The following is a 16818-nucleotide window of genomic DNA, read 5'->3' on the forward strand; positions in this document are numbered from 1 at the left end:
CAACTGAGGACGCCACTGAAGACGACCACCCAGAAGGCACGTGGGTTCCAAGCAGAGCATCCCTGATGGGCCAGTAAGGCTGGTCCGTCATCTCTTTTTTTCCTCTTTCAATCCTCTCTCCCCTCCGCCCTGCCCGTACCCCCATAAAATTTGCTAATTTCGGTAATAAAGCTAATTTATCCCCTCTTTCAAAGAGTTTAAATGACCTGCTTGCGTACCGTATGGCGTGAAAGCCACAAGGCGCGCCTGGGTTGACATCATCACCGACATCCTCGTCAACACGCAGGATGGCGAAAACATCACCGACATAATGTACAGCACGCGGCTGTCCTATGCCCACATGAAAGAGTACCTGAACCTTTTGATCAAGTCCGGCCTGCTTGCATACGAAGAGCATGGCGACAGGGGCGTGTACAAGACAACGGACAGGGGCTTCCAGTACCTGGAGACGTACAAGCGGATAAAGCACCTCGTCTTTCCCGACGAGGCCGGCAAGGGATCATCTGCCACGACTGCGGCCAGCGGCAGCGACGACCTGCTCCCGTCCATGATGCCTGCCGCCCTCATCAAGGTAAAAGGCGGCAGGAGTAGTTCATATACTTCCAAGACCTAATATCGGCTGACACAATACACATGTCCTCTTCCTCTTCGCAGCAGCGGCCGCATGCCGACCCGGACACGCAAAAGTACAAGGAAATGTGCAACCAGATGCTCGCAATATCGCCCAAGGTGCGCTATGCCGGCATCATGAACAGGTTTGGCCGGACCCTGGCCGGATCGCTGCGCAAGGGCGTGGTGCCACTGCTCAAGCCCGAGGAGGCCAAGAGCGAGTATTTCATCGAGGCGGCCAGGAACGAGATGCGCAGAAGCTTTGAAAAGAGCATCGGCCGGACCGAATACACCCTGACTGAAAACGAGAAGGTGCGCATAGTGACGATCATGGGCAAAGAGCAGCACCTCTACTATGTCACGATAGACAAGGATGCCAGCGCGCAAGAGGTGGCAAAGATAATCGAGTCTGCGCGCAAACTAGCTGCAATATAGCGTGATAGGACGGTAAAAAGAAGTAAGATACTCTTCTTACTTGGCAAACGCCTTGAGCTTGCCGCGCATCTCTCTGTCTTTGGAGATTGCCGGGTGCGCCGGGTCTGCCATGATCACTTCAAACCAGTAGAACATGCCGTCCTTGTGGACATAGTACGAGCCGAGCACTTCCATGTTGGGGTATTTCTCGGCCACCCTCCGCTCTGCCACCCTGCGCATGCTGATGCCCTGCTTGATGTGGACGACGCCGATGTGCTTTGGCCTCCTGCCTGCGACCGGCCTCTGCTTGCGCATGCCGCCCCTGCCGACCCTTATGCGGACGACCGCGATGCCCTGCTTGGCCTTGTAGCCCAGCCTGCGCGCCCTGTCGAGCCTGCTCGGCCTCTCTATCCTGTTGATAGTGGGCTCTGCCCTCCATGCAATGGCCTTGGACTTTAGTTCGTCAGAGTTTGTCTTCCACATCCTTGTCCACGTCTGGGCCATGTAGCTGCGCATTTTTGTTCAGCGATCTCCTGTTGCTTTGCCCTTTATATGTTTTATATCACTCCGCGCAGGATCTGGATTATCTTTTCCGCAATCACGGTCGACGCCAGCTCCTGCGCCTCCTTGGTCTGCGCGCCGATGTGGGGGGTGCACACCACGTTTGGCAGGTTCAAGAGGTCTTTGTTGGTCGGCGGCTCTGTCTCGTACACGTCAAGCGCCGCCCCTGCCGGCCTGCCTGCCTTTAGCGCCGAGTAGAGCGCGGCCTCGTCTATTATCTCGCCCCTCGACGTGTTCACTAGGTAGGCGGTAGGCTTCATCCTGGCAAAGCGGGCGGCGTTGAACATGTGCTTTGTCTCCGGCGTGGCCGGCACGTGGCACGTGATGAAATCGGCACTCTCTACCAGCGTGTCAAGGTCGGTGACTATCATCCCTGTCTCGCTGATGAAATCCCGGTTTATCGGGAACGGGTCGTAGCCTATGAGGTTCATGTGCAGCGCCTTTGCCAGCCTGCCCGTGTGCCTGCCGATGTTGCCCACGCCCACGATGCCCAGGTACTTGCCTGACAGCTGCGTCCCCATCAGGTCTTTTTTTATCCAGTTGCCGCGCTTGCCCTCGGCGTCGGCCCTGGGTATGCTCCTTGCAAGCGATATCATCAGGCCGATTGCAAGCTCAGCTACGGCAGTTGCAGCGGCCTCGGGCGCGTTTATCACTTTTATCTTTCTGGCCTCGGCTGCCCTGACATCGACGTTGTCCAGGCCCACGCCGACGCGGGCGATTATCCTGGCGTTTGCGGCAGCGTCGATGACCTCCTTTGTCACCTTGGTCCTGCTCCGAACTACAATGACTTCAAAATCCCTGGCGGCCGCGACGAGCTCGGCCGCCTTGATCTCTGGCCTGTAATCGACCTGGAGGCCGGCGCGCTTTAGGCTGTCGATGCCTGCCTGGTCTATAGAATCGCAAACGAGAACCCTGCCGCTGACTTGCATATACGTCTGCTTGAGGCTTGAGGTGATAATATATTGCTATCCACAATGTGCAAGCCGGCTGGCAAAGGCTGCAATATTTTTTGACAGCGACGGGATAAACTGTAAAATTTCTGCAATCTGTGCCAAATAATTGCTTATGAAATGTATCAGGAGGATGCTAGCGATAAAAAATCCATGCTAGGAGGAAACAGCCCCTTTTATCAAGCGTTATGTCTTGCAGTGCGGTACAGTGCATATATGGGGAAAGAACTGCTGACGTCGCTTGAACAGAAGGAGCGCCCTTCGTCTGCCGCTGCGACAGCAGTGGCAGCAGAAGAGGAGACGAGGGGCGGGGAGCTGGTGATGCGTGTCGTGGTGGAGCCCACCTGTGCCGCGCTGGGGCTGAACTATGGGGCGATGAGCCCCATCCAGAGGATGTTCGTCACCCACTACAGGTGCACGTTCTGCAAGATGCTGCCGCTGTACATGCTGGACCTGTCGCACTACTCCAGGGCGCGCTGCGGCAAGTGCGGCCAGCTGGTGAGCTTTAGCACCACGGGCAAGTATGGCAGGGCAAGGAAACAGGTCGCCATCGCCATCTGGAAGAGGCGGATGGAAAAAGCCGGAGGAGGCGGAGGGGGAGGCGGAGGACTCGATGGCCTTCCGTAACAGCATCGAGGCGTTCCTGCACGCCGTGAAGGAGGGCCACGGCCCGGACATGCAGGTCGTCTGCCGCATAGGGCTGGGGGCTAACGGGATGAAGCACTGCACCGTGCAGGTGACGGGCGACTCTTTTGGCTACAGCATAGAGGCGTACGGAGACGAGGCCGAAGAGCTGTGCGAAAAGGCCAGCCGGTACGCCCGCGCCTCCCTGCTTGCAGTGAGCAGCACCGGCAGGGCAAATAATAGTAGCAGTAGAATGGCGCTGTAGGGTAGCGCAGGAGTAGCGCGCATGCATGTCTGTGTGCGTACGTGCGATGCTGCGTCGCCGCCGCCGTTGTCGTCGTTATTATTTACTGTATAATATAATATATCATAACTTAATAACGCGCCCGGCGCAACAGTGCGCTGTAGTAGCGATTATGGTGGGAGGCGGCCATGCCGTGCGCGTGAAGGACGGAAGAGAGGAGCGCCGGCTGTGGGCCCGGCGCGAGCTGTACGTCGGCATACGCCGCGACTGGGCGCGGGGGCCGGTCGTTTTTGTGAAAAGGGTGCAGGCAGCAGGCGATGACGCTACTCGTAGTAGCAATAGCAGCAATACCGCAGCAGCAACAACAACAGCAGCGGTGTCTGACATGGTGATCGGCCTGGGCATCTTTGAGCGCACGGTGGAGCTCGACTCGCTTGCCGACGAGCAAGAGAGGCGCCTGTGCGTGGAAAACAACTGGTACGGCAAGCTGGTGTTCTCGCAGGTGGCCGTCTTTATGCCGCCCGTGCCTGTAGCCGCCGCGACGCCGCTTGCCAGCAAGCCTGCGGCCCTGCTGCACGGCCTTGCAGTCGACGACGTACAGGCGATAGAGCGCCTGGCGCGGTCGCGGCTCATCGTATGAGACAGATTTATTATGGCCGCAGCCGTTTTCAGGCGCGGATATAGAGAGATATGTCGTCTTCGTCTTCTTCCTTCCGCATCGACAAGGACTCGCTTGGAGAGGTCAGGGTGCCGTCGGACGCCTATTACGGCCCGTTTGCGGCCCGGGCAAAAGAGCAGTACAAAGTGACGGGGCAGAGGGCACACGCAAACCTTGTCCGGGCGTTTGTCATGATCAAGAGGTCGGCCGCGCTTGCAAACAAGGAGCTGAAGGCGCTCGACGCGCAAAAGGCCGACGCGATAGTAAAGGCGTGCGACGAGGTACTGGCAGGCAGGCTGCACGACCAGTTCGTTGTCGAGGCGATAAACTCGGGCGCCGGCACGGCGTTCAACATGAACACGAACGAGGTGATAGCAAACAGGGCGCTTGAAATACTGGGCAAGAAAAAGGGCGAGTACGAAGCAGTCAGCCCAAACGACCACGTCAACATGTCGCAGTCGAGCAACGACACCTTCCCGACTGCGATGCACGTCGCCATTTTGCTGAGCATGAAGGAGGCAGACGCCGCCATTTCCGTCCTGGTCAGGTCGCTGCGCGCCAAAGCAAGAGAGTTTGAAGACGCGATCAAGATAGGCAGGACGCACCTGATGGACGCAATCCCGGTAACGCTGGGCGCCGAGTTTGAAGAGTACGCTTACTCGATTGAAAGGGCGCAGAAAAAGATGCACGAGGCGATGGCCGGCCTTGAAGAGGTGGGCCTTGGGGGCACCGCCGTCGGCACAGGCGCAAACACGCCCCGAGGTTACCGGGAGCTTGCGATAAGGCGCCTGTCTGAAGTCTCGGGCCTTGCGCTCAGGCCATCGGGCAACATGTTTTACTCGCTTCAGAGCAAGCTCGACGTGGCCGCCTGCTCGTCTGCGCTCCGCAACCTGGCAGTCGAGCTGACCAAGATGGCAAACGACCTGCGCCTGATGGCCTGCGGGCCGGTCGCCGGCTTTGCCGAGATCCTGATACCTGCCGTCCACGCCGGCTCGTCCATAATGCCGGGCAAGGTCAACCCGTCGCTTGCCGAGTGCCTGAACATGGTCTGCTTCAACATCATGGGGAACGACGTCGCAGTCGCCATGGCCGCGCAGGCCGGCCAGTTCGAGCTGAACGTAATGCTGCCGGGCATGCTAAAGTGCGTGCTCGACTCGACCGACATGCTTGCCAACTTTTTGCCCGTGTTTGCGGCAAACATGGTGGACGGCATCAAGGCAAACAAGGAGCGGCTCGAGTCCTACATAGACAAGAGCCCTGTGCTAGTCACTCTGCTGAACCCGTACATCGGCTACCTGAAGGCCGCCGAGATCTACAAAGAGTCGCTCAAGACCAACAAGAGCATACGCGAGCTGGTGCTGGAGAAAAAGCTGATGACAAAGGAAGACCTGGACAAGGCGCTGTCAAAGGAGAACATACTCGGTGGCGGCAGCAGCAGCGGCGGCTAGGCGGCCGGTTTTTCCATCTTTTTTCTTTTCCTCAGCTCTGCCACCGTAGACGCTATCAGGAGCGCCTGCAGCACATAGCCGCCCGTTATCAGAATGACGGCGTTGAACGGCTTTGAGAACGTGGTCATTATCTCCACGTGCGGCGGGGCCAGCGAGTTGCCTATCATCACGACGACGGCAAGCGGTATGCACGCCCACAGCTGCCTCCTGTAGCCCATGAAGGTGAGCACTGCAAGCGTTGTGAACGCCGCCTCGATTGCAATCGCCCTGTCAAGAAACATGGGGTTGCCTGTGGGGATGGCTATGGCCCCCACGATTGCGATGGCGGCAAGCACGTATGCAACCAGCGGCTGTTGTCGTCGCACTCGCAACAACAGCGGCAGGCGCGCATTTTAGCAATTAAAGCGTTTCACGCGCCTATTGCTGCCGGAACTATGAACGCGCTCTGCCATGTACTCTGCCAGCGCCACCGCGTTGTTGTGCCGCCCGTCTTTGGCGGCGTAAAGCAGGGTGACAGTGCTGCCCCCACCCTCTCTCCCCATTATCGTCTTCTTCAAGAGGTCGCGCTTGCCGTCCAGCTAGGCAAAATACCTGCGCTTGAATTCCTCCCACCTGGCCGGCTCGTGGCCAAACCACCTTCTCAGCCCGTCTGACGGGGCTATGTCCTTGAGCCGCAGGTCGACTCTGGCGTCCTTTTTGCTCAGGCCCCTCGGCCACAGCCGGTTGACCAGAACCCGGAACCCGTCGCCCTCGTTCGTGAGGGAATAGATCCTCTTTACCATTATTGCTGTTGCCGCCGGCAAAAGGAAAAAGCATACCTGCGCGCAAGATAAACCTGCTTTTCCTTCCTCCTCCTTCTTCTCCTTGGACGTGCGCTTAGTTTATACGCTGTGGCGCCCTACCGTGAGGAATATGATGAAGGTTGCCCGGATAATCAAGACCAACGAGCCGCTAAAGGTGGAAAATATCGATACTCCAAGGCCGAAAGGCGATCAGGTGCTTGTCAAGGTAGAGAGCGCAGGCGTGTGCCACAGCGACCTGCACCTGTGGGAGGGCGGCTACGCCGGCCCGCAGGGCGTGTTCATGAAGGTGGAAGACAGGGGCGTGAAATTTCCATTGACGCCGGGCCACGAGGTAGCAGGCACGGTTGCAGAGCTCGGCGACACTGCAAAAGGCTACCAGAAGGGCGAGAAGGTGCTCGTGTACCCGTGGATAGGCGAGGGCTCGTGCCCCGCGTGCAGGGCCGGCGAGGAGAACCTCTGCGACGCGCCGAGGTCGCTTGGCGTCTACCAGGACGGCGGATACGGCGAGTACGTGCTGGTTCCCAGTTACAAATACCTGGTCAAGCTGGGCGACTTTGACCCAAACGCGGCCGCGTCGCTTGCATGCTCTGGGCTGACGGCGTACACGGCTGTCAAAAAGGCGGCGGTTGGGGACGGCGAGACGCTTGTGATCGTCGGGGCCGGCGGCCTTGGCCTGATGGCGGTGCAGATAGCAAGGGCGATGACGGGCGCCAAAATAGCAGTGGTGGACATTGGCGAGAAGAACCTGGAGGAGGCCAAAAAGCTGGGCGCCGACCACGCAATCAACTCTGGCTCTGCCGACCCCGTGCAGGCAGTCAAGGACCTGACAAAGGGCCTCGGCGCAGAGGCCGTAATCGATTTCGTGAACAACACCAAGACTGCTCCAAACTCGTTCAACATGCTGCGCAAGCGCGGCAAGCTGATAATGGTCGGGCTGTTCGGCGGGTCGATGGAGCTGAACCTGCCGCTCGTGCCCCTCCGGGCTTTTACGATAACGGGCGCCTATACGGGAAAATACGCGGACCTAGTCGACCTGGTAGAGCTTGCCAAAAAGGGCAAGGTGCACTCTATCGTGTCGCGCAAGTTCAGCCTGGACGAGGCCAACACGGCACTGGAGGAGCTCAAGGCCCGCAAAATAGTGGGCAGGGCGGTAATCAACCCCTGATCTTGTTAAAGGAGGGAGAGGCTGCAGAAAAGAAGAAAGGTGGACGAGCAGGGCGTCTTTACTCTGTTACTGCTGTTCTTCCACTAGCTTGCGCAGCAACCCTGCGATCTGCTCTGCGGCTCCTTCCCACATCTGGACGATCTGCTTTTCCTGTGCAGCATCCAGCAATTCAAATTCATGCTCCCATACTATTGTTGAAGAAGAGGCAGGTCCTCCGGGATCGCTGCCGCGCGCCTCGACTGAAAATCTTCCCCTGTTGTTTTTTACTGGCAGGGGGCTCCCAGTTATTTCGTAACGGTACGACCTGGCGCTGCCAGAGTAGTCGCTGATTGTCTCGTGCTGGACCGCGCCATTTGCAAAAGTGCATACCCGCTCGTTCCCCTGTACCCTGACATCGACAATGCCCGGGATCCACCTGGTCACGCTCGAAAGGTCACCAAGAACCTCCCACGCCCTGTCGGGTGTGGCGTTGACGCTTATTTCCTTGCGAAACTCTGTCATGGTTCCTCGCCGCCGCAGCGGTGCCTAGCAATGGCTCCCCTTCTTCTTCTACTATTACTACTGCTGCTGCCGCCCATGCTCTGCCATGGCCTGCGGAATTAATAAACGCAAAAGTGAAGATCTGGTAAGCAGATTAAGCCTTGTTAAGCCTCCGGCGACATCTGCAGTACGGTTGTAAAAGCTCCTCTCTATTCTATTCTACCAGCAGCTTGCTCTGCACATCCTTTACCACCACAGACTTGATGTTGACAAACTCTCTGATGCCAAACTCGGACAGCTCGCGGCCGATGCCGGACTTTTTCACGCCGCCAAACGGCATGCGCGGGTCTGACTTGACCATCTCGTTCACAGACACGATGCCGGACTCGATCTGCCTTGCGAGCCTGACCCCTCTCTCTATGTTGCTGGTCCAGATGCTTGCGCCCAGGCCGAATTCCGAGTTGTTTGCCTCCATTATCGCCTGCTCCTCGTTTTCGACGACGATGATAGGCGCCGCCGGCCCAAACACCTCCTCTTTCACCATCTCCATCTCGTGGTTCACGTTTGACACTATGGTGGGCTCGTAAAAGTAGCCGTCAAGCCCGCCCACCGGCCTTCCGCCCACAAGCACGTTCCCGCCCTTGCCCCTTGCGTCGTCCACCTGCCTTGCAAGGGCCTGCCTCTGGCTGTCACGGACAAGCGGGCCGACCGTCGTCTTGGCGTCCAGAGGATCGCCGACAACTTCTGCCTGCGTGTTTTCGACAAACAGCTTGGTAAACTTGTCCGCCACTTCTTTTACCACTATGAACCTCTTGGCGGCGATGCAGCTCTGGCCCGTGTTCAAGAGCCTCGACTGCGTCGCCATGTGCGCAGCCTGGTTCAGGTCGGCGTCTTCAAGCACCACAAACGGATCGCTCCCGCCAAGCTCTAGCACGAATTTTTTCAAATCCTTGGAGGCCAGCTCGGCCACGCGCCTGCCCGTGTTGACGCTCCCCGTGACGGAGACTGCGTCTATGTCAGACTGCACCAGCGCCTCGCCTGCGCGATAGTCGCCTATCACTACCTGGAACGTGTTTTCCGGAAAGCCGGCGTCGTCAAACGCCTCTTTCAGCTTGAGCGAGCTCCCGAGGCAGACGCTTGAGTGTTTCAAGACGCCGACGTTGCCTGCTGTGAGCGCCGGGACTGCAAACCTCATCACCTGCCAGAACGGGAAATTCCAGGGCATGACGGCTGCCACTACTCCGAGCGGCTCAAACGACACAAAGCTCTTGCGGAACTCGGTTGGCACCAGCTGGTCGCGCAGGAAAACCTCTGCGTGCTCGGCGTAATAGTCGCACACCCACGCGCACTTTTCTATCTCTGCAAGCGACTGCCTGATGGGCTTGCCCATCTCTTCCGTCACGACCCTTGCGTATTCCTCGCGGTTCTTGCGCATCACCCTGCCCAGCTTGCGCATCAGGTCTGCCCGCTCTGCCAGGTCCGTCTTTTTCCATGATGCAAAAGCCTGCCTTGCCGCCCTTACCTTGGCGTTGACCTGCTCTGCGCCCTCGTTATCATAGCTAGCGATAACCTTGCCCGTCGCCGGGTTGACCGTCTCTATCTTGCTATTGCTATTGTTGTTTTTTTCCATGCTCTGCCGTCTCCATATCTCTGCACTCTGGAGCCTAATAAGCAGAGCCCAGCATCGAGCTTGAGAAACAATGCAATAGAAAATGAAAGTGTATCCCGCCGGCAGGATTTGCCCCGGAGCGGCGCAAACCGCCCCGTTTGAGCCTGCGACTCTTCGGTTACTGCTACCTGTGCGCCCGATAGGCTGCTACACGTGTCCAGCAACTAGGAGTTGCCAGCATCTACAGCCGAAAGCTCTACCAGGCTGAGCTACAGCGGGACAGAGTCGTTGACGGCACGAATGTTATATAATCGAATCGTCATTCACGCAGGTAGCGCGCCACTTCGAGCGCAAAATAGGAGATTATCATGTCCGCGCCGGCCCTCCTCATGGACGCAAGCGAGCCCGCCTTCCACTCCTCCTCGTCTATCCAGCCCCTCCTCGCCGCGGCCTTTACCATGGCGTACTCGCCTGACACGTTTTGCACCGCCACAGGAACGCCGGCAAACCGTTCCTTGGCCATCCTCACAAGGTCGAGGTAAGCCATGCCGGGCTTGACCATCACCATGTCTGCACCTTCTGAAACGTCCTGCTCTATCTCGCGCATAGCCTGCCTGGGGTTGGAGTATGAAACCTGGTACAGCGCCTTGTCTATCTTTTTCTTGATTGCACTATCCTCTCCATTGCCAGCTGCAAAGGCGGCCGACCGGAACGGGGCGTAGAGCGACGAGGCGTGCTTGGCAGAGTACGACAGTATCCTTGTCCTCTTGCTGCTTCCTGCTATTGCTTCTTTTATGGCCTGCACCTGGCCGTCCATCATGGCGGACGGCGCGACGATGTCTGCACCTGCGTCGGCGTGGCTCTTTGCAATGCGCGCAAGCAGCCTGATGGTCGCGTCGTTGTCCACTTTATTCCCACTGTCAGCAGAGATCGTCAGCCCGCAGTGCCCCGACAGGTTGTACTGGCACACGCACACGTCGGTGACCACATTTGCAGAGCGGCCAAACGCCGACTTGATCTCCCTGACCGCCCTCTGGACCACGCCTTTTTCGTCGTACGCTGCAGAGCCGCTGCCGTCGCGCACCTTTGGTATGCCAAAAAGTATCACCGACCCGATGCCTGCGCCGTCCACTATGTCGTGCATGCGCCTGCCTATGGCAGAAAGGGGCGTAAGCTCCATGCCCGGCATGGCCTCTATGCTCCTGTCTGTGATGCTCCTGTCCTGCTCGGAGACAAACACGGGGCAGACGAGGTGCTCCCTGCGCAGGCCAGACTCTTTTAGCAGCTGCGCATAATAATGCTGCCGCCGGCCGCCGCCAGCACCCTGCCCTCTCTGCTGCAACAAACAGGTTCAGTGGCCGGTCTGCGCCTTTTGCATATCTGTGTTGCGCGCCCCCTTGTGTGTGTATGTATGTATATGCAGACAAATACGCACGCACGTTTTTATGACACCGCATGCCACCACCGGGGCGGTGGGGATGGATAATAATGGAGGAGGCCCAGAAACGGCGGGACACCGTGGGCAACAACGGCCTTGTCTGGACGGACATGCAGAGGCCGGCCTACGCCGACTTGGCAGAGCTTGGGCGCACCTATCCGTCGTTCCACAAGCTGAACTTTGAGGACTCGCTCTCCAAGATCCAGATACCCAAGATAGACCGGTACGAAGACCACATCTTTATCGTGCTCCACTTTCCGACGCCTGACAAAGAGCGCGGCTTTGTGTTCTCACAGTTGTCAGTTTTCATGGGCGCCGGATACCTGGTCACCGTGCACCAGGGAGAGCTCCGCCCCATAGAGGAGCTGTTCAGCATGTGCAAGGCCGACGAAAAGATGCGCCAGAGCATCATGGGCAGGTCGTCCGGCTACCTCATGCACAAGATAATCGACACGCTGGTCGACGACCTTTTGCACCTTTTGATGAAGGTGGTCGGCAACATCGACGACGTCGAGGACCTTGTCTTTGACGAGCGCATATCCGTGTCGCGCCAGATAGCGCTCCTGCGCAGAGAGATAACGACGCTGCGCAGAATAGTCATCCACCTGCGAAGGACGGTGCTCGACCTGACCAAGGACGTCCAGCGCTTTTCAAAAGAGGACCTGACCCCCTACTTCAAGGACGTGCAGGACCACGTGGAAAAGGTGTACGAGGCGCTCGAGGAGGCAAAGGAGACCGTCGAGATCTACAAGGACACAGACTTTGTGCTGAGCACGGAAAAGACGAACAAGATACTGGCGCTCTTGACGATAATATTCACGCTTTCGATACCGGCGACCGTCATTTCTGCCTTTTACGGCATGAACATCAACCTCCCCGGCGGTATACAGACAGGCCAGTGGATGCAGCTTGGGCCCTACACCACGCTCGTATTTGTGATCGCAGTATCGGCGGTGCCGGCAGGGCTGATGTTCATCTATTTCTACCGCCTGGGCTGGCTCGAGGCCCACCGCTAAGGCAATTATCTCCTGTATTTTTCTCATCTGGGCATTGTAATTCTATTATCGAACGCCATGCATTGCAAAAATTCGAGCCACTGCGGGCAAATGGTATATATCCTAGTCCAAACTCATGAGAAAAGGGTTGGCAGGTAAGGGGGAGTCTATTGCAGGCTATGTCTGCACTCCGCACGGCAAGCATTCTGCATCCCTGGTCGAAAGGTGGTCCAGGTCTGACAACGTTGCCGACGTTTATTTCGTGACGGCGACTTTTGCCGACGAGAGCACGCCGTACTTTCCCAACAAGGCCAACAACTACGTCCTTGCGTCGTTCCGCGCGATGGAAGGCGTGCTCGAAGACATACGGGCTGCAGGCGGCGACAGGCTCGCCTTCATGTTCAGCTTTTCCAGCCCGCTGTTTGAGCGCGCCGGCAACAAGCTGAACTATGTCTCGCTCTACTTTACAAAATATACGAGCGGCCACCCCGCCATATGCGACCTTGCAAACGTCATAGCCCGCCGCGACAGGGTAAAGAAGGCAAGCCTAGCAGAGATGCAGCTCTTCTCGTCGGAGCAGCCGCGCTTTGCTTTTCCGTATTCAAAGAACCTCGTCATCCTGGAGGTGGAGGGGTCGGAGACCCACCAGATGGACCAGAAATACTGCGAGCGCACGAGGCGCGACGTCGCCCGCAAGGGGATACTGTTGAACAACCTGGTCAGCTTTTCAATACTGGAGAAGCTAAAGTAACGTACACGCGCCCCTATCCGTCGCATATAGCCGCATTCCATAACTCCTAAAAGCAATTCATGCCATTATAGAAGCATATGAGCAACCTTTTACGCCATCAAGCCAGAAGCATCGACGAGCTCGTCTGGGCATGCAGGGAGGAGACAGACATGGACAGGAAGGTTGCCCTCTACCAGCAGATACGCAAGGCGCTTTCGTACCCCCCGGAGCTTGCGGCGCCGGCGATGATGACCGACGACTTTATCGACTCGGCGCTAGACAACATCTAGTCTAGTAGTAGTAGTCGCCAGCCCGGATTATTTTTCGAGGGTCTCTCCCGGAAGCCGCCGGCGCTCTTTTTATTATTATTTTGCTAGAAGTCATCTCATAAATGGCCCGTTGCCAAAAACTGGGTAGAAAGGAGCCAAAAATCCAAAGGAAAAACGGTTACCATTCGACTATTGTCTTATTTGACTATTTATGAGATGACTTCATGTTAGATTCAATACATTGGATCAACATTTCGATGACTTCAACAATGTTGTTGTAACTAATGTACAAATCGAAATTCTCACATTCCCCTTAGGTAGAGCCCGTGCTTAAATGGTTGGTTCCGGACATGATATGATAATGGGTTGCTTTTTCTTACCCATTTCTTTTGACATTTCTCCTTTCAAATTTTCTTCGTTTGGTGACGGTGAAGATAGCTGACGATGAGTTAAGAGCTGATTGTCATATCCTGCATCCGGTGATTATGATTTACTCTATCGTACACCTGAGTTTCGGCTGTTGCTCCAATGTACTTATTACCTGTCAGGCGAATCGTAACTTGGATGCAAAGGCCTCACAACGTTAACGACTTGCAAAACCAACCAAGCAAACTTCTTCTTCTGGGCCTTACGACCGCAATCGTCACCGGATTAATCACGCCTCTGGTTATCCCTCACATTGCCCACCCTGCAATGATTTTTCACATCCTTCTGCATCTGGGAAGTGTTACTGTAGCAGCATTTCTTAGTATTATATCACTACTGGCATACAAGAGAGTCGCAGGCACAAGAATCCTTCTGATGACTGTGGGATTCATGGCACTAACTATCTCTGAACTATTGTATTTTCTTGACACTACCGGGGTGATTACTTCTATGCACATTCCGGGCATCAATGCCGAGCTTTCTCATATCATCTTACTAGCAATGCTTGGCTTGTTCGGAGTAGGAGTGCTAAAACCAAGTGCGGGGGCTCATATGTAATGAACAACATGCTCAGGGCAGATATGTTAGACGACAGAAAAGTAACGCTACTAAAGCATATCGAAGGTGCACCGGGTATAAGGTACAGGGAACTCTTGAGACTTACACAGCTTTCAAACGGCGTTCTTTTTCACCATCTGACCCTTCTTGAAGAAGCAGGCCTCATACAAGTTGAAAGAACTCCATCAACGAAGACTACGAGATATTACCCCGCAAACTTTTCCAAAAGCGAGTCTGCCATTCTCGCAATCGTTAGACACGAGCCACTTAGACAGATAATATTGTGCTTGCTTGAACATGATGTGTGCACTGTTAACGACATTGTTAGCCTTACCCATAAAGCCCCATCAACAGTATCGGTACATCTGAAACATCTCAAGGAGACAGGGCTAGTAGCTGTTAGAAGAAAAGAGATGTGCCTGTCGTATTGTCTGGTTGACAGAGAATCAGTCGCAGACGTTATCTCGAAATACAGAACGAGTCTTGTTGATAAGGCCGTGGATAATTTTGTCGGGATGGTGGAAGAGCTTTGAGCTTCTCGGATATTTCATTCAAAAAGCTGGCGATAATCATGATTGCTGCGGGTGTTGTTGCGGTGTTTGCCATATCAGGTTTTCAGGCACGCAACTTATTTGCACCGAGCGTAACTGAAGAGGCGCAAGTAATCCTGAAACAGGGAGACAAATGTATAGTGGAAGGGTCTGACAGAGTGCCACGGGAAATACAGAATTGCCCTTATAACGAAGGAGACACTGTGCTTATTTCATACAAGCCACAGCAGCCAAGTATCGAAAGGCACGAGCCCAGACAAAGAGCATCCAAATAATGGCCGATTGGCATATGAAATACTATGAACCCAAATTAAGCCTATACCATCCTGACAAATTGCTGACTCTATCTGCGCACCCGCTATGGATGCTATTCCTGTCTGCAATGCCAATTATTTCTCTTACCCTTTTTATTCCATTACTGTCTCAACATGACGCTTATGCACACTTTTTCGGAGAGACGGTTGACGTGGATGGTAGATTTCAAGTGGTATTTGCGCCCTATCCTTCAACTCCTGCTCCCGGCGACAATTCTACGCGGCTTAACTTTAGCGTACTTGAGAACGGCAGCAATATCTACAATATCCACGCGGCGGTCGTTATCACAGACAAGCAATCTGGCGATTTAGTTGATCAAGTGTCATACAGGCCGTACGAGTTTAGCGACATCACCGTTCCATACACTTTCCAAAAGGCCGGCAGCTATGTTGTGACGCTCCAGACAAGGATAACGGGTGATGAAAAGTACCAGTCCAATCCATTGGTAACAAGCTTTGACCTGTCTGTTGCCAGTCAGAATCTATTGATGCTCACAGACAGGGTTACACTTGCAATCCTTATTGTCACGGCAATCATTGGCGCAGGTGGCGCAGTTATGCTTTACATTAGGAAAAAACTATGAAGGGCTCGTACGTCAATCTTACGACAGGCCGGCTGAATGTTCGCAAACCCTTACCATGAAAGCCAGCACTAAAGGATTCTATCAGATGTATATTTCCTAACCAGTAGCGAATTTCCAAATACGGAAGAATCGCTGACAATCCACCCCAAAGCAGCTAGCGCTGGTGTCAATATTAGTGAATTTGTCATGCCATACAACACGCCGGCAGCGATCGACATGGCAATGGCATTATACCCAAATGATATCGCAAGGTTTTCCCTTATCTTTCGCATCGCATATCGACTCAACTTTATCGCATACACGCAATGCTCCAAATCTCCCTTGACAAGTATCACGTGACCTGATGACATGGCTATGTCCGTCCCAGAACCCATCGCCATTCCCACGTCTGCTTGTGTCAAAGCAGGGGCATCGTTTATGCCATCTCCTATCATTGCGACCTTTCTTCCCTCTGCCTGCATTTTTCTTACCTCTTCAGCTTTCCTTTCGGGAGGAACAGAAGCAAACACTCTTTCTATGCCGACCTTTTCTGCGATGGCCCTTGCCGTTCTTTCGTTGTCGCCACTCATCAGGATCACTTCTATTCCAAGCTTTTGTAGCTGCGAGACCGTTTGTGCCGCATTTTCTCTCAGCGTGTCTGCCACTGCCACTGCACCCACTGATTTTCCGTCCAGCGATACTACGACAACAGTCTTGCCTTGTGACTCCATCTTCTTGATATCAATTCTTTCTTGTTCTGCCAGACTTGGTTCCACATGCTTCGGGTTTCCAACGAATACCTTTTTGTTGCGTAGCACGCTGACAACGCCTCTGCCGGTTAACGAAACAAAATCAGATACTTCGAGAATTCTTATCCCTTTTTTATATGCAGACGCTACTATTGCCTGAGCTATAGGATGTTCTGATTTGCTCTCTGTAGAGGATGCGATTTGCAGTACATCATCTCTACTAAATTCCTCGCTGAACGAAATAACATCTGTCACTTCTGGCTTGCCCTTTGTCAGTGTACCTGTCTTGTCAAATACAACCGTATCTATCTTCGACAGCCTTTCCAGATATTCTCCTCCCTTTATTAGAACGCCATGCCTTGCGGCCTTGTCTATGCCTAGTGATACGACCATCGGAGTAGCTATGCCAAGAGCGCATGGGCACGAAACAACGAGCACGGTGGCAAACACTGTGATCGCAAAAGATACCGACTGTGAGACTCCAGTGAGCCAGTAAAGAGAAGCAGTTGTAGCAATGATGAAAACTATCGGAACGAAATACCGCACTGCCCTATCTGCGATCCTCTGAATTGGTGCTCTCGACCTTCTTGCCTGAAGAACGGTATTTACTATGTTGGCAAGAACCGTGTCTTCTCCCACTTTTGTCGTACGAAATCGAAT

General features: G+C 54.9%; 22 protein-coding genes and 1 tRNA gene. 13 read left to right on the forward strand and 10 right to left on the reverse strand.

Annotated features, from left to right (window positions below):
- Positions 1–226 precede the first annotated feature (226 nt).
- Together WKI84_RS11010 and WKI84_RS11015 are read left to right on the forward strand one after the other, a co-directional pair.
- Positions 227–613: a winged helix-turn-helix domain-containing protein gene (locus WKI84_RS11010; RefSeq protein ID WP_337863605.1), complete on the forward strand. Its 387-nt coding sequence runs from the start codon at positions 227–229 to the stop codon at positions 611–613.
- A 20-nt stretch (positions 614–633) separates the two neighbouring features.
- Complete coding sequence (locus WKI84_RS11015; protein ID WP_337863606.1) at positions 634–1044, forward strand: DUF6659 family protein; 411 nt, start codon at positions 634–636, stop codon at positions 1042–1044.
- A gap of 36 nt (positions 1045–1080) precedes the next feature.
- Here the strand turns inward: WKI84_RS11015 and WKI84_RS11020 are convergent, their stop codons facing one another.
- Both WKI84_RS11020 and WKI84_RS11025 read right to left on the reverse strand, forming a co-directional pair.
- A complete protein-coding gene (locus tag WKI84_RS11020) occupies positions 1081–1539 on the reverse strand; it encodes a 50S ribosomal protein L15e (RefSeq protein ID WP_337863607.1) in 459 nt (152 codons plus the stop codon).
- 41 nt (positions 1540–1580) lie between these two features.
- The gene (locus WKI84_RS11025) at positions 1581–2513 is read right to left on the reverse strand and encodes a hydroxyacid dehydrogenase (RefSeq protein WP_337863608.1); all 933 of its coding nucleotides are present in this window, start codon (positions 2511–2513) and stop codon (positions 1581–1583) included.
- A 237-nt stretch (positions 2514–2750) separates the two neighbouring features.
- Between WKI84_RS11025 and WKI84_RS11030 the strand changes: the two genes are divergently transcribed.
- The 4 genes from WKI84_RS11030 (at position 2751) to WKI84_RS11045 (ending at position 5508) form a co-directional block, all read left to right on the forward strand.
- Positions 2751–3161 carry a hypothetical protein gene (locus WKI84_RS11030; RefSeq protein ID WP_337863609.1) on the forward strand — a complete coding sequence of 137 codons (411 nt, stop codon included), beginning with the start codon at positions 2751–2753 and terminating at the stop codon, positions 3159–3161.
- On the forward strand, positions 3148–3423 hold the full coding sequence (locus WKI84_RS11035; RefSeq protein ID WP_337863610.1) for a hypothetical protein: 276 nt from the start codon (positions 3148–3150) through the stop codon (positions 3421–3423). Before WKI84_RS11030 ends, WKI84_RS11035 begins: the two co-directional genes overlap by 14 nt.
- Positions 3424–3574: 151 nt before the next feature.
- On the forward strand, positions 3575–4042 hold the full coding sequence (locus WKI84_RS11040) for a hypothetical protein (RefSeq protein ID WP_337863611.1): 468 nt from the start codon (positions 3575–3577) through the stop codon (positions 4040–4042).
- 50 nt (positions 4043–4092) lie between these two features.
- Positions 4093–5508 (forward strand): aspartate ammonia-lyase, encoded by a 1416-nt coding sequence (locus WKI84_RS11045; protein ID WP_337863612.1) that lies wholly within the window; start codon positions 4093–4095, stop codon positions 5506–5508.
- Here the strand turns inward: WKI84_RS11045 and WKI84_RS11050 are convergent.
- From WKI84_RS11050 to WKI84_RS11060, 3 genes are read right to left on the reverse strand one after another with little or no spacing between them, the layout of a single operon-like run.
- Complete coding sequence (locus WKI84_RS11050; protein WP_337863613.1) at positions 5505–5882, reverse strand: hypothetical protein; 378 nt, start codon at positions 5880–5882, stop codon at positions 5505–5507. The two genes, WKI84_RS11045 and WKI84_RS11050, sit on opposite strands and share 4 nt — an antisense overlap.
- Before the next feature lie 18 nt (positions 5883–5900).
- The gene (locus WKI84_RS11055) at positions 5901–6065 is read right to left on the reverse strand and encodes a hypothetical protein (protein ID WP_337863614.1); all 165 of its coding nucleotides are present in this window, start codon (positions 6063–6065) and stop codon (positions 5901–5903) included.
- Between the two features lie 21 nt (positions 6066–6086).
- Positions 6087–6290: a DUF488 family protein gene (locus WKI84_RS11060; protein ID WP_337863615.1), complete on the reverse strand. Its 204-nt coding sequence runs from the start codon at positions 6288–6290 to the stop codon at positions 6087–6089.
- A gap of 130 nt (positions 6291–6420) precedes the next feature.
- Here WKI84_RS11060 and WKI84_RS11065 point away from each other — a divergent pair, with 130 nt between their 5' ends.
- On the forward strand, positions 6421–7476 hold the full coding sequence (locus tag WKI84_RS11065; protein ID WP_337863626.1) for an alcohol dehydrogenase: 1056 nt from the start codon (positions 6421–6423) through the stop codon (positions 7474–7476).
- Between the two features lie 66 nt (positions 7477–7542).
- Here WKI84_RS11065 and WKI84_RS11070 read toward each other — a convergent pair whose 3' ends face one another.
- From WKI84_RS11070 to hemB, 4 genes are all read right to left on the reverse strand, one after another.
- A complete protein-coding gene (locus tag WKI84_RS11070) occupies positions 7543–7977 on the reverse strand; it encodes an SRPBCC family protein (protein WP_337863616.1) in 435 nt (144 codons plus the stop codon).
- A 193-nt stretch (positions 7978–8170) separates the two neighbouring features.
- Positions 8171–9586 (reverse strand): NAD-dependent succinate-semialdehyde dehydrogenase, encoded by a 1416-nt coding sequence (locus WKI84_RS11075; protein WP_337863617.1) that lies wholly within the window; start codon positions 9584–9586, stop codon positions 8171–8173.
- A gap of 93 nt (positions 9587–9679) precedes the next feature.
- Positions 9680–9844 (reverse strand) — tRNA-Tyr (locus WKI84_RS11080).
- Positions 9845–9884: 40 nt separating this feature from the next.
- A complete protein-coding gene (gene hemB, locus WKI84_RS11085; RefSeq protein WP_337863618.1) occupies positions 9885–10910 on the reverse strand; it encodes a porphobilinogen synthase in 1026 nt (341 codons plus the stop codon).
- A 110-nt stretch (positions 10911–11020) separates the two neighbouring features.
- Between hemB and WKI84_RS11090 the strand changes: the two genes are divergently transcribed.
- The 6 genes from WKI84_RS11090 to WKI84_RS11115 all read left to right on the forward strand — a co-directional run bounded on the left by WKI84_RS11090 (position 11021) and on the right by WKI84_RS11115 (position 15430).
- Positions 11021–12019 (forward strand): magnesium transporter CorA family protein, encoded by a 999-nt coding sequence (locus WKI84_RS11090; RefSeq protein ID WP_337863619.1) that lies wholly within the window; start codon positions 11021–11023, stop codon positions 12017–12019.
- A gap of 127 nt (positions 12020–12146) precedes the next feature.
- A complete protein-coding gene (locus WKI84_RS11095; protein WP_337863620.1) occupies positions 12147–12749 on the forward strand; it encodes a hypothetical protein in 603 nt (200 codons plus the stop codon).
- 77 nt (positions 12750–12826) lie between these two features.
- The gene (locus WKI84_RS11100) at positions 12827–13018 is read left to right on the forward strand and encodes a hypothetical protein (RefSeq protein WP_337863621.1); all 192 of its coding nucleotides are present in this window, start codon (positions 12827–12829) and stop codon (positions 13016–13018) included.
- Between the two features lie 962 nt (positions 13019–13980).
- Positions 13981–14514, forward strand: coding sequence for an ArsR family transcriptional regulator (locus tag WKI84_RS11105; protein ID WP_337863622.1), 534 nt, complete (start codon positions 13981–13983; stop codon positions 14512–14514).
- Positions 14511–14807: a hypothetical protein gene (locus tag WKI84_RS11110; protein ID WP_337863623.1), complete on the forward strand. Its 297-nt coding sequence runs from the start codon at positions 14511–14513 to the stop codon at positions 14805–14807. The genes WKI84_RS11105 and WKI84_RS11110 overlap by 4 nt, the downstream gene beginning before the upstream one ends.
- A 14-nt stretch (positions 14808–14821) precedes the next feature.
- On the forward strand, positions 14822–15430 hold the full coding sequence (locus tag WKI84_RS11115; RefSeq protein WP_337863624.1) for a hypothetical protein: 609 nt from the start codon (positions 14822–14824) through the stop codon (positions 15428–15430).
- Between the two features lie 68 nt (positions 15431–15498).
- On the opposite strand, the gene WKI84_RS11120 is transcribed toward WKI84_RS11115, so the two are convergent.
- A partial coding sequence (locus WKI84_RS11120) for a heavy metal translocating P-type ATPase (RefSeq protein WP_337863625.1) occupies positions 15499–16818 on the reverse strand: 1320 nt, incomplete at its 5' end.

The organism is Nitrososphaera sp., assembly GCF_037447015.1.
GTDB lineage: Archaea > Thermoproteota > Nitrososphaeria > Nitrososphaerales > Nitrososphaeraceae > Nitrososphaera.